At 39.1% G+C, this 22103-nt stretch carries 18 protein-coding genes; 7 read left to right on the top strand and 11 right to left on the bottom strand.

Annotation, left to right across the window (positions count from 1 at the left end):
* Nucleotides 1-53: 53 nt before the first annotated feature.
* The 5 genes from hutU (AR328_RS13670) to hutU (AR328_RS13640) form a co-directional block, all read right to left on the bottom strand.
* Nucleotides 54-1775, bottom strand: coding sequence for a urocanate hydratase (hutU, locus tag AR328_RS13670; RefSeq protein ID WP_066295840.1), 1722 nt, complete (start codon nt 1773-1775; stop codon nt 54-56).
* Between the two features lie 356 nt (nt 1776-2131).
* Nucleotides 2132-2854, bottom strand: a complete 723-nt coding sequence (locus tag AR328_RS13660; protein WP_066295835.1) for an amino acid ABC transporter ATP-binding protein — start codon at nt 2852-2854, stop codon at nt 2132-2134.
* Nucleotides 2851-3507 (bottom strand): amino acid ABC transporter permease, encoded by a 657-nt coding sequence (locus AR328_RS13655; RefSeq protein WP_066295833.1) that lies wholly within the window; start codon nt 3505-3507, stop codon nt 2851-2853. Before AR328_RS13655 ends, AR328_RS13660 begins: the two co-directional genes overlap by 4 nt.
* Nucleotides 3508-3578: 71 nt before the next feature.
* A complete protein-coding gene (locus AR328_RS13650; RefSeq protein ID WP_066295831.1) occupies nt 3579-4409 on the bottom strand; it encodes a basic amino acid ABC transporter substrate-binding protein in 831 nt (276 codons plus the stop codon).
* Nucleotides 4410-5000: 591 nt separating this feature from the next.
* The gene (gene hutU / locus AR328_RS13640; RefSeq protein WP_066295813.1) at nt 5001-6722 is read right to left on the bottom strand and encodes a urocanate hydratase; all 1722 of its coding nucleotides are present in this window, start codon (nt 6720-6722) and stop codon (nt 5001-5003) included.
* A 373-nt stretch (nt 6723-7095) separates the two neighbouring features.
* Between hutU (AR328_RS13640) and AR328_RS13635 the strand changes: the two genes are divergently transcribed.
* The 3 genes from AR328_RS13635 to AR328_RS13625 all read left to right on the top strand — a co-directional run bounded on the left by AR328_RS13635 (nt 7096) and on the right by AR328_RS13625 (nt 11539).
* Nucleotides 7096-8805 (top strand): sigma-54 interaction domain-containing protein, encoded by a 1710-nt coding sequence (locus AR328_RS13635; protein WP_066295812.1) that lies wholly within the window; start codon nt 7096-7098, stop codon nt 8803-8805.
* A gap of 128 nt (nt 8806-8933) precedes the next feature.
* Entirely contained in the window at nt 8934-10214 is a 1281-nt protein-coding gene (locus tag AR328_RS13630; protein ID WP_066295811.1) for an MDR family MFS transporter, read from the top strand.
* Nucleotides 10215-10306: 92 nt separating this feature from the next.
* Nucleotides 10307-11539 (top strand): aminopeptidase, encoded by a 1233-nt coding sequence (locus AR328_RS13625; protein ID WP_066295810.1) that lies wholly within the window; start codon nt 10307-10309, stop codon nt 11537-11539.
* A 176-nt stretch (nt 11540-11715) separates the two neighbouring features.
* Here AR328_RS13625 and AR328_RS13620 read toward each other — a convergent pair whose 3' ends face one another.
* Entirely contained in the window at nt 11716-12858 is a 1143-nt protein-coding gene (locus AR328_RS13620; protein WP_066295808.1) for a hypothetical protein, read from the bottom strand.
* A gap of 274 nt (nt 12859-13132) precedes the next feature.
* Here AR328_RS13620 and mscL point away from each other — a divergent pair, with 274 nt between their 5' ends.
* Both mscL and AR328_RS13610 read left to right on the top strand, forming a co-directional pair.
* Nucleotides 13133-13501, top strand: coding sequence for a large-conductance mechanosensitive channel protein MscL (mscL, locus tag AR328_RS13615; protein ID WP_066295804.1), 369 nt, complete (start codon nt 13133-13135; stop codon nt 13499-13501).
* A gap of 68 nt (nt 13502-13569) precedes the next feature.
* Complete coding sequence (locus AR328_RS13610; RefSeq protein ID WP_066295802.1) at nt 13570-14211, top strand: Bax inhibitor-1/YccA family protein; 642 nt, start codon at nt 13570-13572, stop codon at nt 14209-14211.
* Nucleotides 14212-14257: 46 nt separating this feature from the next.
* Here the strand turns inward: AR328_RS13610 and AR328_RS13605 are convergent, their stop codons facing one another.
* The 4 genes from AR328_RS13605 to cls all read right to left on the bottom strand — a co-directional run bounded on the left by AR328_RS13605 (nt 14258) and on the right by cls (nt 19271).
* Nucleotides 14258-14794 (bottom strand): GNAT family N-acetyltransferase, encoded by a 537-nt coding sequence (locus AR328_RS13605; RefSeq protein WP_066295800.1) that lies wholly within the window; start codon nt 14792-14794, stop codon nt 14258-14260.
* 39 nt (nt 14795-14833) lie between these two features.
* On the bottom strand, nt 14834-16192 hold the full coding sequence (locus AR328_RS13600) for a TldD/PmbA family protein (protein WP_066295797.1): 1359 nt from the start codon (nt 16190-16192) through the stop codon (nt 14834-14836).
* 2 nt (nt 16193-16194) lie between these two features.
* A complete protein-coding gene (locus tag AR328_RS13595; RefSeq protein ID WP_066295794.1) occupies nt 16195-17586 on the bottom strand; it encodes a TldD/PmbA family protein in 1392 nt (463 codons plus the stop codon).
* Between the two features lie 173 nt (nt 17587-17759).
* Complete coding sequence (gene cls, locus AR328_RS13590) at nt 17760-19271, bottom strand: cardiolipin synthase (protein WP_066295792.1); 1512 nt, start codon at nt 19269-19271, stop codon at nt 17760-17762.
* 130 nt (nt 19272-19401) lie between these two features.
* On the opposite strand from cls, the gene AR328_RS13585 reads away from it, so the two are divergent.
* Nucleotides 19402-19899 (top strand): GNAT family N-acetyltransferase, encoded by a 498-nt coding sequence (locus AR328_RS13585; RefSeq protein ID WP_066295790.1) that lies wholly within the window; start codon nt 19402-19404, stop codon nt 19897-19899.
* A 270-nt stretch (nt 19900-20169) separates the two neighbouring features.
* Nucleotides 20170-20679, top strand: coding sequence for an acyl-CoA thioesterase (locus AR328_RS13580; protein ID WP_066295783.1), 510 nt, complete (start codon nt 20170-20172; stop codon nt 20677-20679).
* Between the two features lie 39 nt (nt 20680-20718).
* Here AR328_RS13580 and AR328_RS13575 read toward each other — a convergent pair whose 3' ends face one another.
* Complete coding sequence (locus tag AR328_RS13575; RefSeq protein ID WP_066295781.1) at nt 20719-22041, bottom strand: polysaccharide biosynthesis protein; 1323 nt, start codon at nt 22039-22041, stop codon at nt 20719-20721.
* Between the last annotated feature and the right edge of the window lie 62 nt (nt 22042-22103).

Here is a 22103-nt window from a genome sequence, read left to right as displayed (position 1 = left end):
AGGGCTCAAAAGGGTTTGACCCTATGAGCCACCTGTTTATATTGAGAAAATGATTAAGCTTTCACATCTTCTTTTTCTAAATCCTTAGGACCAAATGTTGCTTTTGGAGACCACCATAATGGGATTTTGATGCTTTCCTTCGTTAATTTTCCTTTTCCGTTCGCAACATCTTGTGCGATTTCATAGCCAGCCTGTGCATGGCGGACAACCCCAATACCAGAGTCTACAGTCATTGCTACTTCAAGTCTCATATCAGACTCATCTGTTCCATCTGCGATCATTGTTACACCAGTGTGGACTGCTTCACCCATTGAGTAGTTCGCTTGAAGTGCGATTAAGTCGCACATACCAACTGCGTTCAATAGGCCATTCAATACCGGCCAGTCAGAGATTAGGTCAGAGCCATCCTTCATGTTTTCAGATTCAAATGTTGGGTTCACAATGGACCCTGAGTCTAAGTTGTCACGAGAGAATGCAACTGGTCCGGAAAGCTCGCCGCGGCGGATCATATCGTTTACTTCTAGTGCAAATGCTTTACGCTGTCCGAAGCCCATGTAACAAATACGAGCTGGAAGGGCTTCAATCGGAATATGTTTCATCGCTAACTTAATCCAGCGAGTTACTAGGTAGTCATCTGCAAATTTTTCTAAAATCATTTCATCAATTTTTCTTAAATCTTCTGGGTCCCCGGATAAGCATACCCAGCGGAAAGGTCCGCGGCCTTCGCAGAACAATGGACGAATGTATTCTGCTACGAAACCTGGAAGACGTTTTGCTTCCTTAGGATCAAAACCGGCATCAACACATTCTTTACGGTGACTTGTGCCGTATTCAAAGGAGTGAACACCTAAATCCATAAATTTGATTAGCGCTTTCAATTCACGGATCATTGTTTCGCGTGCTTTTTCTAAGTAAAGAGTACGATCTGTGTCACGAAGCTTTTCTGCTTCTTCCACCGTGTAGCCTGCTGGTAAGTAAGAAATTGGATCATGGCCTGGTGTCATGGAAGTTGAGATGTCTGGCAGCCAGCCTTTTTCAAGAACTTCTTCGAAAATATCTGCCGCGTTTCCAACTACCGCAATACCTAGTGGCTTACCTTCTGCAGCCGCTTGTTTCGCCATGGCAATCGCATCATCCAATGAATCTGCTAAAACATCAATAAATTTCTTTTCAATACGGCGCTTAATGATTTCAACGTTTGAGTCACATAGAATCGCTACTCCGCCATGCATCGTCATTGCTCTCGTTTGGTTTCCGCCCATTCCGCCAGCACCAGCTGTTAAAAGGATTTTTCCAACAAGAGAATCATTGTAATGAAGGCGTGCGATTGCTGATAACGTTTCAAATGTACCTTGGATAACTCCTTGTGTACCGATATACTCCCATGGAGCTGCTGTGTAGTTCGCATACATCGTTAAGTTTTTATCTTGTAATTCGTAGAATGTTGGCCAGTCAGCCTTCATGATATTGGTTGTCGCCATAACAACTGTCGGCGCATATTTATGAGTTTTGAATACCGCAACCGGCATACCAGATTGAACAACTAAAGTTTCATTATCTTCAAGTTCTTTTAAGGATTTTACAATCGCATGGTAAGATTCCCAGTTACGGGCGGCTTTTCCAATCCCACCATAGATGACAAGTTCTTCTGGCTTTTCAGCGTTTTCCATATTATTTTCAAGCATCCGCAGAATGGATTCCTGTCTCCATCCTTTACAACGAAGCTCTGGTCCTCTTTGTGCTTTAACGGAATATAAGATTTCTGGTTTCGACATGTGTATTTCCTCCCTGAATGTTTAATTTAAATTTCTTATTCAATACTGTTGCAAGTACCGTGCCAAAAAGGTTAGATAGGATGGAATATTCAATAAAATCAAGACAAGGAAAGTTATTTGACCTGTTTCACACGATAAACTTATTAATAATACTCCTTTTTCTTCCAGTTATAATTAAATTCAAGCAATCTATCGCAGATGAATTTTGCAGATATTTGTGTAAACTTGTAATGTTATCGGTAAAACCCTTGAAAACGATTTCATTTATTCCGTGCAGATGGATTTTGCATGGAGCAGATATCTTATCCATTTCTGCAAATAAAAACATCAGCTTTGCTCAGCCGATGTTTTTAGTCTTATAAAACTTTGCTTAAAAAGGCTTTCGTTCTTTCATGCTGCGGATTTTCAAAGATTTCTTTCGGGGCATTTTCTTCTACAATGACACCTCCATCCATAAATAAAACGCGATCTCCCACCTCTCGGGCAAATCCCATTTCATGCGTTACAACAACCATTGTCATTCCTTCTTTAGCCAATTGTTTCATTACTTCAAGCACTTCTCCAACCATTTCCGGATCTAGCGCTGATGTCGGCTCATCGAAAAGCATGATTTTTGGCTTCATCGCTAGCGCCCTTGCAATCGCAACCCGCTGCTTTTGCCCGCCTGATAATGAATCTGGATAGACATCTGCTTTTTCCTCAAGTCCGACTTTTTTCAGTAGCTCAAGGCCTGTTTTCCTAGCTTCCTCTGCAGATATTTTTCTCACTTGCATTGGAGCAAGCATGATATTTTGAATGACCGTTTTATGAGGAAATAAATTAAATTGCTGAAAAACCATTCCGACTTCAGTTCTTACTTTATTAATATCTGTTTTTTTATCGGTTATATCAATTCCCTCAATCGTAATATGACCACCCGTTATCGATTCAAGCAAATTAATGCATCTTAAGAATGTCGATTTTCCTGATCCTGATGGACCAATAACAACGACAACTTCCTGTGGTTGGATTGAAGCATTTATATCTTTTAAAACTTCATTTTGTCCGAATGTTTTTTTTAAGTTCTTCACTTGAATCATTCTGTCGTCAACCTTCTTTCAAGTCTATTCAATAAGAAGCCTAATGTTGTTGTTAACACAAGGTAAATGAGCGCAGCTGTAAGATATGGCTCCCACACACGGAAAGTTTGACTTGCTAATGCTCGTCCATAGTACATAAGTTCAGGTGTCGCCACGATTGCTGCGAGGGAGGACTCTTTAATAAGGACAATGAACTCATTCCCAAGAGGAGGGATCATTCGTTTGAAGGCTTGAGGTAATATGACATGTTTCATTGCTTGAACATGTGACATGCCGAGAGAACGGGCTGCTTCCATCTGTCCTTTATCAATGGACTGAATACCAGCACGAAAAATTTCTGCAATATAAGCTCCTGCAATTAAGGAGAGCGCAATAATACTAGCCACAATCCCATTCGTATGCCCAATAAATAATGGCACTACCCCGAAATGAATTAATAATATTTGAACAAATAAAGGCGTCCCGCGGAAAAATATAATATAGCAATTAAAAATAAAGGCAAGTGGCTTATTTTTCACCATTTTCCCTAAGCCGATAAATAATCCGAGAATGGTTCCAAAAATAATACCTATAATTGACAAACCAATCGTTAATAATGTCCCCTTTACAAAGAAAGGTATATATTCTACTATGATGTCTATCTTGAAATCCATTGCCCTTCCCCCTATGTAAATCAAAATTGCGTAACCTTTCTTTCTGCGTTACGCAATTCTGATTTAATTATTTATTTTTGCTGAGCTAAAATGGTCTCTACATCTGGTTCTACTCCGAACCATTTCTTATAAATCTCAGTGTAAGTTCCATTTTTCAAGATCTCAGTAACAGCCACATCGAAGTCTGCTTTTAATTCACTGCCTTTTGGAAACATAAGGCCGTAAAATTCATTTTCAAAGCCTTCCTTGTCGCTAATAACATTTAGCTTGTCGTTTGGATTATTTTGGGCATAAGCCTGAACTACTGCATTATCGGCAACGACTGCATCAGCACCGCCACTCGTTAATTCCAATATCGCTAAATTATTATTATCAAATTTCTTGATGTTTTTATTGTTTAAGCCTAGTATTTTCTCAACTGCAGCTTCTCCAGTTGTTCCTCCAAGAACTGCCACTACCTTGTCTTTCTTTAAGTCAGCCGCACCCTTAATATCACTGCCCTCTGGAACTAGAATCTCATTCGTTGACAAATAGTATGGTACTGAAAAATCATATGTTTCTTTTCGCACATCATTAATTGTAATCGCACAAATCCCCATATCAGAAAGCTTGTCTTTTACCTCGACAAATAGAGGATCCCAGCCGACATTGACCATTTCAAACTCATATCCAGCTTCCTTTGCAACAGCATTCATGAAGTCAACGTCAAACCCTTTCATTTCACCTTTATCTAAAAATACAAATGGTGCATAGTTTGCCTCTGTTGCGATTTTAAGTTTTTTCTTGCCTTCACCTGAAGCTGTACTATCACTGCTGCCCTCTGAAGTCTTTTGACTCGTACCGCAAGCTGATAGAATAAGAGAGAAAATCATTACAATAGCAAAAATTGTAAACCTTTTCATTTCATTGCCCCCTTTGGATTTAATATTTTGTCTCACAAAAACTTTCCGTAAAATCTAGTCAGCTATTTACTGCTATCTTTTCAAACAGGAGATTAATCCTTTGAAAGATGCCTCTCTCCTCTCCTAAATGATTTTTTCTAATCAATTAATACCTTTTGCAAGGATTGTGCCAAAATGACTAACCTAATATAATTTCGCATTACAAGGGCTTCTTAAGCCTCATTTTTACTAAATATTCCCTTTATTCAATAAATTCAACGAATAATACTGCAGATGTTTTTTGCTGTTTTATTATTTGCAAGAAGCTTTTTCGTCAAATTCTCTTATTTAGCTATTCTTTAATCATGCAGGTAACTTTTGCATCAGAAGAATAAAATAGCGAGCACTTTAATGAATTTTTGTAGATTATCCGAGAAAATTGATGAAAAGTGTGAATTGGCTTCATATTTGACAAAAGAGCAAAATGTGCAGATGTTTTCTGCATTCTTAACATCTTCCTATAAAAAACAGCCCACTCCTCCATCCAAGGGAAAAGCAGGCTATTTAACTAATTAGACAAATGTAGGTAGGGGAACCTAATTAGAATTATGATTATGCCTTTACTTCTTCTTTTTCTAAATCTTTTGGTCCAAATGTTGCCTTTGGTGACCACCATAATGGGATTTGAATGCTTTCTTCCGTTAGTTTACCTTTTCCGTTCGCAACGTCTTGAGCGATTTCATATCCAGCTTGTGCGTGGCGGACAACTCCGATTCCAGAGTCAACCGTCATCGCTACTTCAAGTCTCATATCAGATTCAGCTGTTCCGTCTGCAATCATTGTTACTCCTGTGTGAACAGCTTCACCCATAGAATAGTTAGCTTGTAGTGCGATAAGGTCACACATTCCAACTGCGTTCAATAGACCGTTCAATACAGGCCAGTCAGAAATTAAGTCAGACCCATCCTTCATGTTTTCAGATTCAAATGTAGGGTTCACGATTGAACCAGAGTCTAAGTTGTCACGAGAGAACGCAACTGGACCTGCAAGTTCACCTTTGCGAATCATGTCATTTACTTTTAACGCAAACTTTTTACGCTGACCGAAACCCATATAACAAATACGTGCTGGCAATGCTTCGATTGGAATATGCTTCATCGCTAACTTGATCCAGCGAGTAACTAAATAATCATCAGCGAACTCTTCTAGAATCATTTCATCAATTTTGCGTAAGTCATCTGCTTCACCTGATAGACAGATCCAGCGGAAAGGTCCACGGCCTTCGCAGAATAACGGACGTAAATATTCAGCTACGAAACCAGGAAGACGCTTTGCTTCCTTTTCATCAAATCCCGCATCGATACACTCTTTGCGATGAGAAGTTCCGTATTCAAATGAATGAACTCCTAGATCCATAAATTTGATTAGCGCTTTCAATTCACGGATCATCGTTTCACGTGCTTTTTCTAAGTAAAGCGTCCGGTCCGTATCACGAAGCTTTTCCGCTTCTTCAACTGTATAGCCAGCTGGTAAGTATGAGATTGGGTCATGGCCAGGTGTCATAGAAGTTGAAATATCTGGCAGCCAGCCTTTTTCTAGAACTTCTTCAAAGATATCGGCAGCGTTTCCAACTACTGCAATACCAAGTGGTTTGCCCTCTGCAGCAGCTTGCTTCGCCATCTCAATCGCTTCATCCAATGAATCTGCTAAAACATCGATAAATTTCTTTTCAATACGGCGATTAATAATCTCAACATTCGAGTCACATAGAATCGCTACTCCGCCATGCATCGTCATCGCTCTCGTTTGGTTACCACCCATTCCGCCAGCACCAGCTGTTAATAGGATTTTCCCAACAAGTGAGTCATTGTAGTGAAGACGAGCAATCGCTGATAATGTTTCGAAAGTTCCTTGGATAACACCCTGTGTCCCTATGTATTCCCAAGGTGCAGCTGTATAGTTTGCATACATCGTTAAGTTTTTATCTTGTAAATCGTAGAATGTTGGCCAGTCAGCCTTCATGATGTTAGTCGTTGCCATTACTACTGTTGGCGCATATTTATGTGTTTTAAATACCGCAACAGGCATACCTGATTGAACAACTAGAGTTTCATCATCTTCAAGCTCTTTTAAGGATTTCACAATAGCATGGTAGGATTCCCAGTTACGAGCAGCTTTACCAATTCCGCCATAGATTACTAGCTCTTCTGGCTTTTCAGCATTTTCCATATTATTTTCTAGCATTCTTAGAATTGATTCTTGTCTCCAGCCTTTACAGCGAAGCTCTGGACCTCTTTGTGCTTTAACGGAATATAAGATTTCTGGTTTCGACATGTATAATTCCTCCTAGATTGAATAATTTCTGACACTCATTATTAGATAATGCAAGGAGCGTGCCAAATAAAAAACGAGTTATGGGGTTTTCCTAATTTTTCATTAAAAAAGCCGACTCTATCAAGTTTTTTTACAGATTAAAACCCTTTTTTGCTAATTGGAATGTGGAGCTTTACAAATAACTTTCCGTAAGGCTCCGCAGATAGATCTTGCACCTTTTTACTAAGACCTTGATTTACACACAATCAAGTGCAATCTAGTTTAATTTAAAAGGATGCAGATAAATATTGCATGCAGACTATTTTAAAAATTGAAAATTAATGTTATATTCAAAAATAGCTATTGAAAGTTTAATGAGTCAGGAGGAGAAGATTTGATTGCAGCATCACTTGGTTCACTAATGAAAGGTCAGGCGGATGGCGTAGTAATTTTAAATGAAAATTACGAAATACTTTGGCAAGACCTAAGCGCAATTAGCTCGTTTGAATTTACTGAAGGCGGGCATATTTCTAATTTTATCCCCTGTGAGCATGTACGATTTATGGATAATGAATCTTTTTCAGTTACACTCAATCAGAGAAAATTTTCTGTTGAGGTTAAGGTGTTTTCTGCCGATCACCCTTATATCATTCTTTGCTTTGAGGATATTTCTGACTTATTAAAGAATCCGAAAATGAGATTATATTGCTTGGAAAAAATTATCGAAACATTAGGTGAAGGGATTATGATGAGCAATCAAAAGGGCGAAATTGTTTTATACAATCTTGCTCAGGAAAAAATGGAAGGGCTGAATAGGAATGAAATTATCGGAAAGCATTTGTGGTCTGTTTATAATTACAATCCGCAAAATTCCGAGCATAAACACACCTTCAAAACTGGGAAGCCTATTTTTTCAAGATATAGAGCTCATTCGACTATTAACGGAGTGCCAAAATATGTGAATTACAGCACATTTCCTATCCAAAAGGATGGAGAAACAATAGCCGTTTATTCCGTTAGTACAAATGAAACTAGACTCAAAGATATGCTCTATCAAACGATTGAGCAGAAGCGAAAAATTACTAATTCTGAAAAAAGCGGATCGGATTCAAAAAATGGCACTACATATACGTTTGAAAATATTAAAGGAAACAGCCTCTCATTAAAAAATTTAATCAAAGAGGCACAAAACATTGCGATTCATAACACCGATGTGTTAATTGTCGGAGAAACAGGAACAGGCAAGGAGCTGTTTGCACAAAGCATTCATAATCATAGTCCAAGAGCAAACAGCCCATTTATCGCGATTAATTGTGCAGCCATACCAGAAAACCTTTTAGAAAGCACCCTTTTTGGTACAGTGAAAGGAGCATTTACTGGTGCGACCAATCAAATTGGTCTCTTCGAACATGCAAAGGATGGCACTTTATTTCTAGATGAAATCAACTCTATGCCCATGACACTGCAATCTAAGCTTATGCGTGTTTTACAGGAACGGTTAGTCAGACGAGTAGGATCAAATGAGGTAACACCCGTGAAATGTACTGTGATTAGTGCTTCGAACGAAGATCCGGAAAGACTTATTTCTGAAGGTAAAATGCGTCTTGATTTATTTTATCGAATTGCACGCACGAGTCTTTTCATTCCTCCTTTAAGAGAGAGGACAGAAGATATTCATTTCTTTATAGAGTATTTCTTAGAATCGTATCAAGACAAGTTTAATAAAGAAGTGCCCAATCTGTCTAAATCATTGCAAACTACTCTACTCCAATACCACTGGCCAGGAAATACGAGGGAGCTTGAGCATTTAATTGAGAACATCATTATTAGAGTGAACGAAACAGATCAATCCATCGAAGTGGATCACCTGCCAACCTATATTAGAAGAAAAATATTTTCCCAAACAAAAAATAAATCGAGTGAAATGAAAGAATTAGAGAAAAAGCCAATAAAGTCTATTTTTGCCAATTCAAAAGAACATTTTATTCTAACAACACTAGAGCAAACGGATTGGAATATCTCAAAGGCAGCCAGAAAACTTGGGATTACCCGTCAAAGTCTTCAATATCACATTAAAAAATACGGGATTGAAAAGCCTAGCTAAGGGTAAAGAATCTTGCTATTCTAGAAGCATTGCAGCAATTGTCTTCTCTTTATCTTTTAAAACTTGTATCTCCTTCAATAAAATGGTAATATTATTTAGTTATTTTGAAGGGAAAATGAGGATACAACATGAGAATAAGAGATTGGGATTCAAATTTAAAGGTACGGTTATTTGGGGAAGCAGCAATCAACATCACCTTTTGGATGTTCTTCCCTTTTTTGACGATTTACTTTGCGGGAGAATTCGGGAAGGATAAAGCGGGATTGCTGCTAATTTTTTCTCAAGTTTTTTCAGTTCTCGCCAATTTAATGGGCGGCTATTGTGCGGATCGGTTTGGGCGGAAGACGATGATGGTTTTATCAGCCTTCGGGCAGGGTCTTAGCTTTCTAGTCTTTGCGCTTGCTGATTCTCCATGGCTGAATTCACCGTGGCTTGGATTTATTTGTTTTGCCTTTGTTGGCATATTCAGTTCTTTTTACTGGCCAGCCAGTCAGGCAATGGTTGCAGATGTTGTCGAGGAAAAGCATCGCAGTCATGTGTTTGCGGTCTTCTATACATCGATTAATATCGCGGTTGTCATCGGGCCAGTATTGGGCGCCATTTTTTACACTAAATACCGCTTCGAGCTTCTGTTAATTGCGGGTATTATCTGTATTATTTTAGCAGTGATTTTAGCAAAAATGACGAGAGAAACTGTGCCCCATCAATCCCATCTAGTTAATGAAAATGATAAATGGTACTCCTTTTTAACGAAGCAAGTGAAGGATTACGGGATTATTTTTAAGGATAAAGTTTTCCTTCTATTTATCATTGCAGGGGTACTGGCGGCACAAACATTTATGCAGCTGGATTTATTAATTCCGATTTATACGAGCGAATTTATTAACAATCAAACACTATTGAAATTCGGTGATTGGGCCTTTACGGTCAGCGGTGAACAAGCTTTTGGCATTCTTCTATCTGAAAATGGCTTTCTTGTCGCCCTATTCACAGTAGCTGTCACGAAAATTATGATTAAATATAAGGAAAGAAATGTTTTTGTGATTTCCTCCCTTACGTATGCGGCTGCCATTTTCATGTTTGGACAAACGACTTGGATTTGGGGTTTAATCATTGCAATGGCACTCTTTACGTTTGGTGAGCTTATGACAGTAGGCATTCAGCAAAGCTTTGTTTCAAAAATCGCCCCTGAGCATATGCGTGGGCAATATTTTGCGGCGGCAAGCCTGCGGTTTACTTTCGGCAAAACGATTGCCCCCATCTCCATTCCTTTGACTGTATGGATCGGGTATGACTGGACGTTTTTAATTTTAGCCGGACTTGCGGTTTTAAGTGCAGTGCTTTACTGGCTCATGTTTTCCATTTCGGAAAAACCAAATACAGTAGTTGCCAAAAAGGGATCTGTCTAGGATTCCTTTTTGTTTATTATTTCTTCAAAGTTTCTTTTTCCAAATAAAAAAGTTACAATTAAAAAGAAGATTTTGGTAAAGGAGACTACATAATGAGTGATTTTCAAACGAATTTAGAGAAATATGCAGAGCTAGCTGTAAAGGTTGGCGTTAATATTCAACAAGGCCAGACTCTTGTGGTCAACACAGCCCTCGATTCGGCTGATTTAGTTCGTCTTATTGTAAAGAAGGCGTATGAGGCTGGTGCTTATAATGTTGTAGTGAATTGGAACGATGATATTGTTTCCCGTACGAAATATGAACTCGCACCTGATGAGGCATTCAATGAATATCCGGAATGGCGTGCAAAGGAATCTGAAGAATTGGCCAAAAACGGTGCTGCCTTCATGTCCATCGTTTCGGCAAGCCCGGACTTACTAAAGGGTGTTAAATCCGAGAGAATCGGTAACTTTCAAAAAGCTGCGGGAAAAGCACTTTCTAATTACAGAAAAATGATGATGGCAGACAAAGTTAGCTGGACAGTAATTGCCGCTCCATCCCCTGCTTGGGCCGATATGGTATTCCCTGATGCACCCGCAGAAAGAAGAGTGCAATTATTATGGGATGCGATTTTTAAAGCCACACGTACAGATGTAGAAAATCCGGTGGAAGCTTGGAAGAAGCATGATGAAACGCTGCATGAGAAAGTAGATTATTTGAACAGCAAACGCTATAAAAAGCTGCACTATAAAGCACCTGGAACTGATTTAACGATCGAGCTTCCTGAGAAGCACCTTTGGGTTGGTGCCGGCAGCATCAATGAAAAAGGGCATGAATTCATGGCCAATATGCCTACCGAAGAGGTGTTCACTGTCCCTCATAGAACTGGTGTTAATGGAACGGTATCCAGCACAAAGCCATTAAGCTACGGCGGAAATATTATCGATCAATTTTCATTAACATTTGAAAATGGCCGTATTGTTGATGTTAAGGCAGAGACAGGGGAAGAAATTCTTAAACAGCTTGTCGAAACAGATGATGGCTCACATTATCTTGGTGAAGTGGCGCTCGTTCCATTCAATTCGCCAATTTCCCAATCGAATCTGCTTTTCTACAATACTTTGTTCGATGAAAACGCATCAAACCATCTGGCAATCGGAAGTGCCTATGCATTCTGTTTAGACGGCGGAAAGCAAATGTCGAGTGATGAGTTAAAGGAGCATGGCCTCAATGAAAGTCTTACACATGTGGACTTCATGATTGGTTCAGCCGAAATGGACATTGACGGCATTACAGCTGATGGAAACACAGAGCCTGTCTTCCGCAATGGGGATTGGGCATTCTAAAAAGAAATGCGGAAGCGCCTTGCCCACCCCCGACAAGCACAAGACGAGCCTCCCGGAAAGGTGTGCTCTTTACCTTTCTGGGAGGATTGGCTTGTGACCTCGAGGGGGTAGGCGCTGAAGCTAGACAATAACAAATGGTGAGAGGCTGTCGACTTTGTCGGCAGCCTTTGTTATGTTTATTTTTTTGATAAATAAATATTTTTCACCTTACCATTCTCATCAGACGAAACTTCTACAACGTATTTATCTGCATTGTAGACAACGCGAATCTCCTTATCCTCATTGATCCCCTCTTGCTTTGGATCTCCAAGTAATTTCTTAATCTCTTCTAAAGTTGTTTTCACCCGCTCGCCGGGAATGGAGACAGCTGTCACCGACCCAGTTGAACTTTCATAATAATAGGTAATTTCCGGGTACATCAAATAAGAGGTACCTTCTCTTATCCCTTCTTCCATAAAATTAGGCTCGGATTTCTTGATGTTAGCAATATTCGTTCCGATTGGATACGGACTTCCTAAAGGGATTCCTTGCTTCGCCTTTTCAACCATATCATGGCTAAGATCTATATTATGGAAAGGGTAGTATAACTCTTTCTTTTCACTCCATCGTTTATGCCATTGTTCACTTAACTTTTCATTTAAAGCAGATTCATCTTTTTTGCTGATTTCCAAAGTTTCATCATTAAATTCCCATGTGACAAACTTCCAAACGTTATTTTCCTGTAAATGGGCGGTTTGCAAATATTTTTGATTAATCGTCTTTATTTCTGTACCCGTCATTTCATCAATTCCGTCTTCTGGTGATACCTTCACAATCTCTCCATCTTTTATGGCATACAAATATGGTTGAAAAGTACCTTGTCCCCTTGGATCAAGTGCAACAAAAACTGAAGTTTTCCCTAATTTTACTGAATAGGCTTGGTTTAAAGTTGGATTAAAATTGAAAGGGCCCCCATTGCCTAGGGCTGCATGTTTATAGGCTATTGATGAATCCTTGTCTGCTAAATAAAAGAAATACATTCCGGTGAATAATTGATTTTTCCCGCCAGAACCGTTCTCCTCTTTTACTGCATTGTGCTCATCCTCCGCATAAAGAAACACCGAATAATCGTTTGAGCCTTCTGACGCTTCAAACTGGTAAAGGGCTTTTTCCTTTAGCCAAGCTGTATCCTTTGTCCCCATCTTATCAACAGATGTTTGTAATGCAGAAGCTTTAATTTGTGTATTCCCTGTAGTATTTAAGGCATTTGTTTCATTTGAGCAGGCTGCTAATATTCCTGATAACATCATGAAAGTAAGTATATATAGATAATTTTTCATTAAAATCTCCCTGTAAATAAAAGCAAAATTTGTATAAACAAGTATTATATTTTCATTACAAAAATGACAAACTCTTTTTGTATGTTAAAAGTGTAACAAATCGCTCGCCATTCTACAAATCTCCCAATATACCCATTTTTCGAAAAACTCTCCTCCACTTATCGGATTATCTTCTGCTTTAAAATAAAAATAATACGCTCATAACTGGCGATTTGCCTAAATAACATAGTATAATTAACGTTAATTTTGTAAGAGAAAGGTGATTTTTCAATCTATGCTAAATGAATTTAAGAAATTCGCATTAAAAGGAAATGTGTTAGACCTTGCAATCGGGGTCATTATCGGAGCTGCCTTCGGAAAAATTGTTTCCTCCCTCGTGGAAGATATTATTATGCCGCTAGTAGGGCTGCTTGTTGGCGGAATTGATTTAACAAAACAGCTTGTTATAACAGTCGGAACGGCTGAAGTAAGGGTAGGGGCTTTTGCTCAGACTATTTTAGATTTTCTTATCGTTGCATTTTCAATTTTTATTTTCGTCAGAATGATCAACAAACGCTTTAAAAAGCAGGAGGAAGCGAAGCCGGCAGTCGATAAGAAGGAAGTTCTTCTTTCGGAAATTAGGGATTTATTAAAAGAAAAATAATTTTTTTTGAAACTCTTTTAATGGACAAACGTATAATTAGTAAGAAAAAATTTATGAGGTGAAGCATAATGTATATGCACCAAACAGCAAACCACAGTTATCTTCCTGCTGTTTTAAGAACATTTGCGATTTCATTAGGAATTGCTTTTATTGGCACAATGGCGGGTGTTTTTGTTCCACCAGCTATGTTTTTGCCGCTCATTATTCTTGAAATTGGAATGCTTCTATTTGCATTTATCATACGAAGAAGAAAGGCTATGTCGTATTCGTTCCTTTTCGCCTTTACATTTATTTCAGGAATGACGACATACCCGATTATTTCTCACTATCTTGCGACAATTGGTCCTAATCCTGTGTTGCTTGCATTAGCCACAACGACTACCGTATTTACAGGCTTAGCGATTTATGCTTCAACAACAAAGCGTGACCTGACTTTCCTAGGCGGCATGCTAATGGCTGCTTTGTTTGCACTGATCGCCATTTCGATCTTTAATATTTTCTGGCCGCTTAGCTCGACTGGAATGCTTGCTTTCTCCTTTATTGGAGTACTTGTATTTAGCGGATATGTTCTGTTTGACTTTAACCGAATGAAGAAGTACGGTGTATCGGCTGAAGAAGTGCCGTTAATGGCTCTAAACTTATATCTTGATTTCATTAACTTATTCATTAATATTCTGCGTATTTTCGGCATCCTTGGAAGCAGAGACTAGGCAGAACAAATCCCCCATCTACGTGCCTGATGGGGGATTTTACCATTTATCCTATATGCTCCTCTTTTAAAATACTATAATAAGTTATATCTATAGGCTTCCCGTCTTTAACAACATGATTCCGGAAAACTCCCTCGTGCTTCATCCCGCATTTTTCCATGATTCTCCACGAACCAGAATTGCTTGTAAAAGCCGCCGCATAAATCCGATTCAGGTTTAATATTTCAAAACCGTATTTAATAACCATTGTCGCTGCTTCCGTTCCATACCCTTTTCCCCAAAATGGCTTGCCAACCCAATAGCCAAGCTCTCCGCGGCGATGTTCCATGACTGGTCCTATACTAATTAACCCTATTAACCCATAATCCTCCTTGCTGACAATGGCAAAAGTGATGGCTTTCCCATTTTGTTCTGCCTCCAGAACCTTGGCAACAAAATCCCTTGCAGAACCTTTCGGATACGGATGAGGAATATATAGAGTTGTTTTCGCTATCTCGTAATCACTCGCATATTCTTCAATCTTTTCCGCATCTTCCAGTGTCAAAGAGCGTAAGATGATTCGTTTTCCGTCTAAAAGCTCCATACTCGTACACACCTTTATTCAAGAGTTACTTAATGCCTCTTATTCTACTGTTACAGCCAGTTCCTTAATTAATAGAGATGGCGACCCAATATAACCTGGAGCGACAAAAGAGAACGAAAAGTCAAGATCAGATCCAATTTGCTCAATGCTATTTAATAGCTCATAGAAATTCCCGGCGATTGTCATCTGTTTGACAGCGAACTGAATTTCTCCATCCTTTACATAATACCCTTTGGCCGCTAAAGAAAAATCACCGGAAACCGAGTCTGCCCCAGAATGCAGCCCTTCCAAATCCGTTATGATGATCCCTTCCTTTAATGATGAAGTTAGCTCATCTAAACTTTTAGTGCCAGGGGTAATATAGAAATTCGTTGGGGAAACAGCTAGAGATCCTTTATAGGAAGATTTATAGGCATTCCCGGTTGACTCGACATTTGCTTTCTCTGCGGTTTTCCGATTGTGAAGAAGAGTAACAAGTTTCCCATCTTTGACAATTTCCTTTTTAGCTGTTGCCACTCCTTCACTGTCAAAGGTTTTGCTGAATAGCCCATTTTCCAGAAACGGGTCATCTACAATTTGTAATGCCGGAACCGCAATGGCTTCTCCTACCTTTTCTTTTAAAAGGGACTGGCCCTTTTGTGCGTTTTCGGCAGAGAAAATCGGCGAAAAGGTTTGCAGGAGACTTCCAGCTGCGGTATTTCGTAATATTACCGGATAGCGTTTACTAGCTGCTGTCTTCGCATTTAACTGAGAAAGAGCCTCTTCAACCGCATATTTGGCAATCTCTTCTGGAACTAAAGAGGAGAAATCTCTTGTCACGTTTATATATAAACCGGTTTTAATTTCATCCCCCTGCTTCACAACAACCGAAATAAACAGACCGATATGGTTAAGCCTTTCCTTAAGTGAGAGACCCTTGCTATTTATGATTGTTCGCTCTGAATCTGAGCTTTCCAGCATAAAGTAATTCGTCCCGGTCACTCTTTCATCATAATCATAAATATGCTTTTCGATAGTCTTTAGCAGTTCTACTTTTTCCGGAATCGTTACTTTCTCCAGTTCATTTGAATAAAAACTTCCTTCATAATAGGAGTCGCTTCCAGCAAACATCTCTTCCTTTATGTCTTCCTCAGAAATTAGGGCATTTTCCTTTGCATTTTCTATTAAAAATAATATGGATTCTTCATCTAACTTCTCTGTAAACGCGCTGCCTGCCTTACCATTAAATAGGCCCCGAAAAGAAACTCCAGCGATTTCAGAGCTTTCATAGGAATCAAGCTCTCCTTTAAACAAGCTGCAGCCAAATTTCTCTTCCTTCTCATAATAAAGCTCCATGTCGGAAAAACCATGCTGCTCACCAAGTGAAAAAAGCTTTTGCTTAAAATCCTGGATCATCATCCTTACTCCGCCTCCTTACTGCCGCCAACCGTCATTTCACTTACACGAACCATTGGCTGGCCAACATTCACTGGGATGCTTCCGCTTAAAGAGCCGCACATTCCCGCACCGTGAGCTAAATTATTGCCGACCAGATCGACAAGCTTTAATGTCTCGGCACCGTTTCCAATTAATGTAGCCCCTTTTAGCGGTCTGCCTAGCTTCCCATCTTTCACTGTATAGGCTTCCATTACAGCAAAGTTATAATCACCAGTTGCTGGATTAACGGAACCCCCGCCCATATATTTAGCATAAATTCCATGCTCTGTATTGGCGATAATTTCTTCTGGAGTAGATTTTCCTTCTGCAATATACGTATTCGTCATTCTGGAAGTTGGAGCAAAGCGGTAGGATTGCCTTCTGCCAGAACCTGTTGATGGCATGCCCATTCTTCGGCTGTTAAATTTATCAATCAAGTAACCTTTTAATATCCCATTTTCAATGAGAACATTTTTTCGTACTTTTTCACCTTCATCATCGATTGTAATCGATCCCCACTCGTTTCCTAGTGTGCCGTCATCAATATATGTAACGGCATCTGAAGCAACCTTTTCACCTATCCTATTCGCAAATACAGAGTTATTCTTCGCAACCGATGTAGCCTCAAGTCCATGACCACAAGCCTCGTGAAAAATAACCCCGCCAAATTCATTATCAATAATGACCGGGAACTTTCCGCTTGGACATGGTTCGGCACTTAGCATTGTCACAGCAATCCGAGAGGCTTCCCTCGCATAATGCTCAAGATTTAGATTTTCAAAAAATTCAAATCCCTTGTGGGCACCCGGACCGTAGAAGCCAGGCTGAATTTGGCTGCCTTCAGAGGCAATGGATTGGATGGCCAATCTGCTCCTCACTCTCTTATCCTCTACAAATTTCCCGTCACTATTGGCAATCAGTACATTTTGCTCTTCATCTATATAACGAATCAGAACCTGCTGAATACTTGAGTGATAGTTTTTTGCTATCTCATAAGCTTTTTTCATCACGTCCATTTTGCGGAATTTTTCGGTATCTTTCGGATTGATCTCGATTGGATGGGCACACTTAATAATCTCTTTATCGAGAGGCTGCGGCTGGACCATCTTATCTCCAGTAATGGCGTGGGCTGCATTTCTTGCTGCTTTTAACAATCCTTCTTGTGAAGCATCGGTTGTATACGTATATACACTTTGTAATCCTTTAAATACCCGGATTCCAATTCCAAAATCTCTGCCTGACAAACTATTTTCCATTTTGCCGCTCTGAAGTGTTAGATTGTTTGTATACCGGTCTTCAACAAATACTTCAGAAAAATCACCGCCGGTTGCAAGCGCAGCGGCAAGCACATCCTCAATGACAGCCGTTGAAAGCATGATACTCCCCCTCTTTAATCAGATTACTCTAAACAATCAAACAATTAAATTATACTAGTTTTTTCCTGTTTTTACTACTATTGTAGTTATCGATATCATAGTGGTTTGCTTATTTTTCCTAAAAAAAAGACTGCCCAGCAAGCAGGAATAATCGACTTACTGGACAGCCTCCCTTATAAAACCCCTGAGAACAGCCTTGCAAAAGACTCTTTCGATCTTTCAACAAAGCCTCTTTTGAAATATTGAACTGGACTGATTTTTTCGCTATATTCCATATCTTCTTCGTAATGGGCAACGAGGTCGCGGATGGAACTCGTCCCATACAGGAATACATTGACTTCAAAATTCAAGTGGAAACTGCGCATGTCCATATTCGCCGTTCCAAGCGATGCAAGATTGCCATCAATAATAATAATTTTCTGATGCAAAAATCCTTTCCTATATGAATAAATTTCTGCCCCATAACGAAGCAGTTCAGGGAAATAGGATCTGCTTGCATATTGGGTAAGGAAACCATCATTTATTTCAGGAACCATGATTCGAACCTCTATTCCTTTTCCAGCAGCAACTCTTAATGCAGTCCGAATGGCTTCATCAGGTACAAAATAAGGACTCGCAATCCAGATTGATTTAGTAGCAGAGGAAATCATGGAAAAATAAAAATCACTCATAAGTCCCTGCTGAGTATCTGGACCACTAGCAACAATTTGTACTGCACCGTCCAGGACATCCTCTTCTATTTTTGATTGAAATGACGTATATTTTCCAAGAAGCTTTTCCCTGCTGACATATTCCCAATCAAGTAAAAAGACGGTATGAAGGGAATACACAGCCTCCCCCTTAAGCAGCATATGAGTATCACGCCAAAATCCGATCGATCTATCCTCACCAAGATATTCTACCCCTACATTCAGTCCACCTACAAAGCCAACCTTTCCATCGATCACAATAATTTTACGATGATTGCGAAAATTAATCTTTTGATTGAAAAAACCGTACTTTAATGGGGAAAATGACTTTACTTTTATCCCAGCCTTCTGCATAGCCTGTAAATCCCCTGCATCCATTTTTCTGCTCCCGACTGCATCGACCATAAACAAAACCTCTACATTGTTTCGCGCCTTTTCAATAAGAATTTGAATAATTTCCTTACCAAGACGGTCGGAACGGTATATATAGTACTCCATATGAATAAAAACTTCCGCTTCACTCAGTCTTTTCTTAATTTCGGAAAAAGTTTCTTCTCCATCTTTTAAGATTATTGCCCGTGAGGCTGTACTTATCGGAGTAGGAGATGCATTGCTTGCATACTTTAAAAAAGAATGCTGGGTGTCTTGCAAAAATGAAAAATCAGGGGAAGATTCCTGCTGCAAAAGCTTCTTCCATTCATCCCGATCCCTTTTTCGTTTGCTTTTAAAAAGATACCCTTTTAAATAAAGCTGTCCGGAAAATAAATAAAATAAATATCCAAACACCGGAAAAAACACGAGAACATATACCCATAGAAGAGTATGCTGGGGAGAACGATTCTCGAGCATTAAAGAAAATACACTAATCGCGAGCGCAGAAAAATATAACAGTGAAATCGCGGCTTTAACTTCCAAACCGTAATGGCCGAAAAGGATCATATATAGGGAAAGTATTAAAACAAAAGCAATTAAAAACTCAAGCCGGCGCTTTCTCATCTCATCGCTCTCCATGACTCAGAAATAGTTAAAACCGTATGCCTATTATTTCCTATATACCCAAAATTAAATATGAAAAAACTTGGGATTAATGTACACTAAATAGAATTAGAGTTCGCGAGGTGAAGTTATGAATATTAGGCTTTTAAATCCAAATGATGCTGTGGCTTATCGTGATTTAAGATTAATTGCATTAAAAAATCATCCAGCCGCTTTTGCTTCCAGCTATGAAGAAGAGAAAGACCGTCCTGCAGAAGTATATGGAGAAAGATTTCAATCGGGGGATTCCTTTACTTTCGGTGCATTTGAGAATGAAGCTTTAATCGGTTCAGTAACATTGTTTAAAGAATCGAAGTTGAAGCTTAAACATCGGGCAAATATTTTCGCCATGTACGTTTCACCTGAAAAGCGTAAAATGGGAATTGGAAAGCATTTAATGGCTTCAGCATTAAAAAAGGCTAGGGAGTTAAACGAAATCGAACAAATTTATTTAACGGTTGAGGCAACAAATGAACCTGCAAAAAAACTATACCAATCCTTTGGTTTCGAAACATTTGGAAGAGATCCAAAAGCGTTAAAAATCGAGGATGTGTATTTTGATGAGGAGCATATGGTGTTGTATTTGTAATCGACTAGTTGTCCATTACAATTTGATCAAATCGTTATAATAATGGCGGACTTTGCACAGCTGACCTATTCGGTCTAAGGAAAAAAATCGTTCAAATATTTTTTCCATCGAACAAACTTTACAATGAAAATAATGAGAAGCAAAACCGTGCATACTTATATTTGATACAAATTGTATTAACATTTTTTAAAAATAAACTTAAAACAGTATTAAAATTTTGTTGTTATGATTAATCTTGTATATATCAGATCAGATTTATAGGAGGGCAATATGGAAGAGTCAAAAAAATGCAAGGATTCATTTGTAGTCAAAACTAGTATCGTTTTGCCGCCAGATACAAATGCTTACGGGACGTTGTTTGGCGGAAAATTAATGGCGTACATAGACGATGCAGCCGCGATTTCGGGCATGCGGCATGCAAGGAAAAATGTTGTAACAGCTTCAACGGATTCGGTTGATTTCCTCCATCCCATTCATCAAGGTGATGCAGTTTGCCTAGAAGCCTTTGTCACATATACAGGAAGATCCTCTATGGAAGTATTTGTAAAGGTTATAGCAGAAGATTTATTAACAGGGGAAAGCAATGTTTGTGCCATGTCTTTCCTAACAATGGTGGCGGTTGATAAAAACGGAAAGCCTACACCGGTTCCAGCAGTTATCCCCGAAACAGATGAGGAAAAAAGCTTATATGATTCAGCAAAAGAGCGTGCGGAAATTCGAAAGAAGCGGAAACAAGCTAGTATGGAGAGGATAAATTCATACAAACTTGACTTTCCATAAGAGTGAGCAGCCATATACAACTTGGCTGCTCCTCCTTTTTCATCTAAAGCGGACTGGAGAAAGCAATATACTAACACCAATTTTCTTACAAATGGTCAGGTAATGCATAAGAAATAAGAGTACAGCCCCTGCATTCATTCCAATAATAATGCCATCCATCTGGAAGCTATGCATGGAACCGAGTACGTACATGACAGAAAAGGATACAATCGTCGACCAAACAAAATGGTAAAAAGCCTCTTTCATAAGTCCCAAACCAATTAGGAAGGCCTGCATAGGGATAATGAAATAATGCAGCAAGAAAAACGGCCATAGCATTTGCAAATAAATAGCAGCATCAGAAGAATGGAAAAAGTTTAGTGTAATCGGTTCAGCGAAAAAGTAGAAGAAAGTGACAGCTGGGATTCCGTATAGAAATGTGATCATACTTACTTGCTTCAGAAGGCTTTGGAGCTTGTCAATATTTTTTTCGGAATAAGCTTCAGAAACGGTTGGAATGAGCATGATTAAGAAGGAATGAGCAATAAATGCCGGAAAAAAACCTACCGTCATCGCGATTCCAGCCAGCATACCAAAATGCTCAGTTGCTACAATCCCGCTCACTCCAGCATGTAATAAAGCTGCCTTAATGAGAAAGGGCTCCACCGCATGTGTCAAGGCATGGAAAACTCTCAATGCCGTTGTCGGAATAGAAACGGCCATCAAGCTTCTCCATACTGTCCCTCCGCTCATTCTTTCGCGCGGTTCTCTTTTTACTTGCTGAAATTGCAAGATAAACATATGAAGCAAGTAAAAGAAAACAACAATCTCGCTCCCTATGAAGGTACAAAAGGCAATTAAAACAGCCGTCTCTGTATCGAATTGAAATATTTGATATAGGAAAACTAGTAATAAAAGCTGTACAAGCTTTTTCATAAAATTATAAGTGGCGATTTTCCCCATCTGTTGCTTTCCCATAAAAAACCCTCTTGTAATCGAGGAGAAAGATACAATCGGGATAAAGGCGATAACAACCCATCTAAGATAAGGATGATACTGATCAAAAACAGAGATAAACGGGATAATCACAATGGCCAATGGCAGTAAAATGGCTGTGAAGATAATGGTTAATTTAATGACATGATTAAGCATGCTAAAATGATATTTCTTGTCTTTTTCGGCAATAAACTTTGAAATAGAGATAGGCAGTTCAAAGCTCGCCAGCAAGACAATCAAAAAAATCGTTGGAAGAATGGACATATATAGGCCGAGTCCTCTCTCTCCAAGCTCACGCGCCAATACCATATTCACAACAAATTCGATGCATTCTCCCGCAAACGCGGCAACAGCTAACAATAATGTTCCTTTAAAAAATTTATTCATTTAGCCTCTCCTTATACATCTGCCAAGTATCACTGGCTGGATTGCCAGAATCCTATTGTATA

It is taken from the genome of Bacillus sp. FJAT-29937 (genome assembly GCF_001509555.1).
Lineage (GTDB): Bacteria > Bacillota > Bacilli > Bacillales > Cytobacillaceae > Cytobacillus.
This window is presented reverse-complemented; position numbering and strand designations above follow the sequence as displayed.